Origin of the sequence: Sinomicrobium oceani (assembly GCF_900119185.1) — a bacterium.
Classification (GTDB): Bacteria; Bacteroidota; Bacteroidia; order Flavobacteriales; family Flavobacteriaceae; genus Sinomicrobium; species Sinomicrobium oceani.
Window position 1 is genome coordinate 1 of sequence record NZ_FPJE01000049.1, and the last position, 5,166, is coordinate 5,166.

The 5,166-nt window shown below is 34.5% G+C and carries 3 protein-coding genes; all 3 read left to right on the forward strand.

Features of this window, described 5'->3' with window-relative positions:
* The first annotated feature begins 284 nt into the window (after positions 1–284).
* The 3 genes from BT112_RS21325 to cas13b all read left to right on the forward strand — a co-directional run bounded on the left by BT112_RS21325 (position 285) and on the right by cas13b (position 5,082).
* On the forward strand, positions 285–674 hold the full coding sequence (locus tag BT112_RS21325; RefSeq protein WP_139276352.1) for a hypothetical protein: 390 nt from the start codon (positions 285–287) through the stop codon (positions 672–674).
* 26 nt (positions 675–700) lie between these two features.
* A complete protein-coding gene (locus tag BT112_RS21330; protein WP_072319475.1) occupies positions 701–1,318 on the forward strand; it encodes a hypothetical protein in 618 nt (205 codons plus the stop codon).
* A gap of 314 nt (positions 1,319–1,632) precedes the next feature.
* Positions 1,633–5,082, forward strand: a complete 3,450-nt coding sequence (cas13b, locus tag BT112_RS21335) for a type VI-B CRISPR-associated RNA-guided ribonuclease Cas13b (RefSeq protein WP_072319476.1) — start codon at positions 1,633–1,635, stop codon at positions 5,080–5,082.
* Positions 5,083–5,166 lie beyond the last annotated feature (84 nt).

Genomic DNA, 5,166 nt, shown 5'->3' on the forward strand with positions numbered 1-5,166 from the left:
TCACTTTCATCCGTTTTAGGTGGTTCACTTTCACCCGCTGTGCTATGCTCACTTTCACCCGTTTTTAGTGGTATACTATATCCGTTTTTTGCAGTCTGGGAAGAGAAAAAATAGGTCTATTCTACTGGATTGATAAGGTATGGACGGAATCCGACTTGAAAGCTTTAAACCCATATAAACAGAAATATAATATAGATTTTCAAACCGTTAGCGAAGCAATTTGGAAAATACGGGTAAGTAAATTCCGGATATTTTGCATGCAGAACGGATTAAATATCAATAAAATGGAGCAACTGATAACTCAGATCAAGGATATGAAGGGAAATGATTATCATAAAGATAAAATGGTGATGAAGCACATCATAAATGTGTTTTTTTCAGGGTTTATGGTATTTTTAGGCTTAATTTTTCCCAGAGAGTGGGTTATAGGACGTATAGGACAGTTGATATATGTCGAGGAATTTACTCCGAAACTTGGCAGTGAGCTGGGAACGATGATGGTGCTACTTGGCTTAAATCTTGTGTTAATCGTGATGGGATGCATTATATTTTATGGAATGATTCCACGATTTTATTTTGGTATTAAGTTCAAAATGATCAATCAGCTACAGGATTTCCTGGATGACTTGATTCTGACCCAAGCGCATAATAATGAAGAACTCAACCTGAAATAGTAGACTCTCGTATACCAACCAATCGTATGAAGAATCAAATTATCTCAAAGAACCTTTGCATAGAGTCGTTGATTAAAGAAGCTCAAAGGTTAGAATTAAATATCAGTAATTCTTATTTGAAATCATATCCTTATTTCATAGCGTACTTTCAAGCTATTCCGGAATTGAAACCCGAGCACCTAGTTATCGGGAGTCATATGGTATATGGATGGATGCCGAGGGTACTCTCCTATAATGGATATGATGATGAAAGAGTATTACAGCTATGTAATAAGGCTAAAAGAAAAGAAGGTGCTTTATTGAAAAAAGAAGAGCTGGAATACCTTAAATCTGCCATCAATAATTCTATGGTGGGCTTGTCTAAACTCCTACATTTCATTAACCCGCAACACTATGCTATCTGGGATAGCCATATCCTCAGGTATGCAACTGGAATATCCGGAAATCCTGGTGCCAGGGTGGGAAATGTGGATTTGTATCTGAATTACCTTAAAAAATTAGAAATCGTTGCCCAGGACAAACGATATCCGGAAATAGAAGCTGTAGTATTAAAAAAGTTGAAGGTGAAAAAGGATACACTATATCCTTATAGGGTTGTTGAAATGGTTATGTTTGAAACCCAAAGAGGAAAAAAGAAGGGGTAAGAATATTAGTATCCTTTAAAACGTATGGAATCAATCCGTGTGAAAAACCGTAAAAAATCAGGTTTTCTTATAATTAATTGCCAATAACACCAGATGTATGTTGTACTTTTTATAAGGAATAAATATTAGCCATGAGAAATCTAAAATTTGATTTTTTTGTCGTTTTAAAACCGCCGTCAAAAATGAGTGAGATACTCATGTTATTTAATATTCTGGTTCAAAAAAATGCATTTTGTGTTTTTGTGAAAGGATCAATAAGTGAGACGATAAGTTAGGAAAAATGTTTTTTTGAAAAAAGTCTAAACCTTATATAAATGGAATCAACCACTACTTTAGGACTTCATCTAAAATATCAGCATGATTTATTTGAAGACAAACATTACTTTGGGGGGGGGGTAAACCTTGCTGTGCAAAATATTGAATCTATTTTTCAAGCTTTCGCTGAGCGGTATGGAATACAAAATCCTTTACGCAAGAACGGTGTCCCTGCAATTAATAACATTTTCCATGATAATATTTCTATTTCGAATTATAAGGAGTATCTAAAGTTTTTGAAGCAGTATTTACCGGTAGTTGGGTTTTTGGAAAAATCAAATGAAATTAACATTTTTGAATTCCGGGAAGATTTTGAAATTTTGATAAATGCGATTTATAAATTGCGACATTTTTATACGCATTATTATCATTCTCCAATAAAATTGGAGGATAGATTTTATACATGTTTAAATGAATTGTTTGTAGCTGTTGCCATCCAAGTAAAGAAACATAAAATGAAGTCGGATAAAACCAGGCAATTGCTGAATAAAAATCTTCATCAATTATTACAACAATTAATAGAACAAAAGCGAGAGAAATTAAAAGATAAAAAAGCTGAAGGTGAGAAAGTTAGCCTCGATACAAAAAGCATCGAAAATGCTGTGCTAAATGATGCTTTTGTACATTTGCTGGATAAAGATGAAAATATTAGATTAAACTATTCTTCTAGGCTATCGGAAGACATTATTACGAAAAACGGAATAACACTTTCAATAAGTGGTCTTCTTTTTTTACTGAGTCTTTTTTTGCAAAGAAAGGAAGCAGAAGATCTTAGAAGTAGGATAGAAGGATTTAAGGGTAAAGGAAATGAACTTCGTTTTATGGCTACCCACTGGGTTTTTTCATATCTTAATGTCAAAAGGATAAAACATCGGTTAAATACAGATTTTCAAAAAGAAACATTGCTTATTCAAATAGCGGATGAGCTAAGTAAAGTGCCGGATGAAGTCTACAAAACTCTGGATCATGAAAACAGGAGTAAATTTCTCGAAGACATTAATGAATACATTCGTGAAGGGAATGAAGATGCCTCCTTGAATGAATCTACGGTTGTTCATGGAGTAATACGCAAACGGTATGAAAACAAGTTTCATTATCTGGTATTACGCTATTTGGACGAGTTTGTAGATTTTCCATCACTTCGGTTTCAGGTACACCTTGGAAATTATATTCACGACAGGAGAGATAAGGTCATAGACGGTACCAATTTTATTACCAATAGGGTAATAAAAGAACCTATAAAAGTTTTTGGTAAACTATCCCATGTTTCCAAGCTTAAATCAGATTATATGGAAAGTTTATCCAGGGAGCATAAAAATGGATGGGATGTTTTTCCCAATCCTTCCTATAATTTTGTTGGACATAATATCCCAATTTTTATAAACCTGCGTAGTGCTTCATCTAAAGGCAAGGAACTTTACCGTGATTTAATGAAGATAAAAAGTGAAAAGAAAAAGAAATCGAGGGAGGAAGGAATTCCAATGGAAAGACGTGACGGCAAACCTACCAAAATAGAAATAAGTAACCAAATAGATAGGAACATTAAAGATAATAATTTCAAGGATATATATCCAGGAGAACCTCTGGCTATGTTGTCGCTTAATGAACTTCCGGCCCTCTTGTTTGAACTTCTGAGACGACCGAGTATAACACCCCAGGATATTGAGGATAGAATGGTGGAAAAACTGTATGAACGATTCCAAATAATAAGGGATTATAAACCCGGAGATGGACTTTCTACTTCAAAAATCTCTAAGAAACTGAGAAAAGCAGATAACAGCACACGATTAGATGGTAAGAAACTCTTACGAGCCATTCAAACGGAAACAAGGAATGCCCGGGAAAAGCTACATACTTTAGAAGAAAATAAGGCATTGCAAAAGAACCGTAAAAGAAGAACGGTTTATACGACCAGAGAACAGGGTAGGGAAGCTTCCTGGCTAGCTCAGGACCTTAAGCGTTTTATGCCTATTGCTTCAAGAAAAGAATGGCGAGGATATCATCATAGCCAATTACAACAGATACTGGCATTTTATGATCAAAACCCAAAACAACCGTTAGAACTATTGGAGCAATTTTGGGATCTAAAGGAAGATACTTATGTCTGGAATTCATGGATACATAAGAGTTTAAGCCAACACAATGGTTTTGTGCCAATGTACGAAGGTTATTTAAAAGGTAGGCTGGGATATTACAAAAAGCTTGAAAGTGATATAATAGGATTTTTGGAAGAGCATAAAGTTCTAAAAAGATATTATACACAACAGCATTTAAATGTAATCTTCCGAGAGCGATTATATTTCATAAAAACTGAGACCAAACAAAAACTGGAGCTACTAGCTCGACCACTGGTTTTTCCAAGAGGAATATTTGATGATAAACCCACCTTTGTTCAAGATAAAAAAGTAGTTGACCATCCTGAATTGTTTGCTGACTGGTATGTGTACAGCTATAAAGATGATCATAGTTTTCAGGAATTTTACCATTATAAAAGGGACTACAATGAAATATTTGAAACGGAACTTTCCTGGGATATCGATTTTAAAGATAATAAACGGCAGCTAAACCCTTCGGAACAAATGGATTTGTTTCGTATGAAATGGGATTTGAAAATAAAGAAGATTAAAATCCAGGATATATTTTTAAAAATCGTAGCAGAAGATATTTATCTTAAAATTTTCGGACACAAAATACCGCTTTCCCTTTCGGATTTTTATATATCGCGGCAGGAGCGTCTTACTTTAGACGAGCAGGCCGTAGCTCAAAGCATGCGGTTACCTGGAGATACATCAGAAAACCAGATAAAGGAAAGCAATCTTTGGCAAACCACTGTCCCTTACGAAAAGGAACAGATTAGAGAACCTAAAATAAAATTGAAGGACATTGGGAAATTTAAGTATTTTCTACAACAACAAAAAGTGTTGAACTTGCTTAAATACGATCCACAGCACGTATGGACCAAAGCGGAGTTGGAAGAGGAACTGTATATAGGTAAACACTCTTATGAGGTGGTTCGCAGGGAGATGTTACTCCAAAAGTGCCATCAGTTAGAAAAGCATATTCTTGAACAGTTTCGATTTGATGGTAGTAATCATCCTAGAGAGTTGGAGCAAGGGAATCATCCAAACTTCAAGATGTATATTGTTAATGGCATATTGACAAAACGAGGAGAGTTGGAGATAGAAGCTGAAAATTGGTGGTTAGAATTAGGTAATTCAAAAAATTCTTTGGATAAAGTAGAAGTCGAGCTTTTAACAATGAAAACAATACCAGAGCAAAAGGCATTCCTGCTGATTTTAATCCGGAATAAGTTTGCCCATAATCAATTGCCGGCTGATAATTACTTTCACTATGCCTCAAACCTCATGAATTTAAAAAAATCAGATACATATAGTTTATTCTGGTTTACGGTAGCTGATACAATTGTACAGGAATTTATGAGTTTATAGAAAATTAAAATATGCTCTTTGACATATAATAAGAGGATTAAAAAGTTGTTTTCTAGTCTGCAAAAAAATATGTTTAAATATTGA

Excerpts from the sequence above, each read along its gene's own strand:
- cas13b (WP_072319476.1), top strand. The coding sequence starts at position 1,633 with ATGGAATCAACCACTACTTTAGGACTTCATCTAAAATATCAGCATGAT.
- BT112_RS21330 (WP_072319475.1), top strand. The coding sequence starts at position 701 with ATGAAGAATCAAATTATCTCAAAGAACCTTTGCATAGAGTCGTTGATT.
- BT112_RS21325 (WP_139276352.1), top strand. The coding sequence starts at position 285 with ATGGAGCAACTGATAACTCAGATCAAGGATATGAAGGGAAATGATTAT.